The sequence below is a fragment of the Bradyrhizobium sp. BRP22 genome (assembly GCF_020194175.1).
Lineage (GTDB): Bacteria > Pseudomonadota > Alphaproteobacteria > Rhizobiales > Xanthobacteraceae > Bradyrhizobium.
In genome coordinates this window covers 1-255 of sequence record NZ_JADYVX010000169.1, presented here as the reverse complement: position 1 = coordinate 255, position 255 = coordinate 1, and the positions used below count along the sequence as shown (strand labels likewise).

Sequence of the window (255 nt, the reverse complement as noted above, 5' to 3'; positions counted from 1 at the left end):
ACAGTTGCGCTGGACATATTTCCGTGACGTCGAAGAGTCTCATAGCTGGAAAAGAAGTCCTTAGACGATCTCCCGAGGCTCCGCTCAAAAACCTCTAATACTCTTCTCCCGACCTGGGTGAAAGACTAAGAGTCTGACTCAAAAATCATGACTTAACGTTGGCCGATCTGGCGATGCGGCGCAGCAGCTGTCGGGTTGATGCGACAAGGAGCCATGCTTCAGCCGAGGTGGCGGAGGCCTCCCAATCCTTGGCGA

General features: G+C 53.7%; 1 pseudogene. It reads right to left on the bottom strand.

The window, feature by feature from the left end:
* Positions 1-145 precede the first annotated feature (145 nt).
* Positions 146-255 (bottom strand): annotated as a pseudogene (locus I6F35_RS39840) (IS5/IS1182 family transposase); the annotation flags it as partial.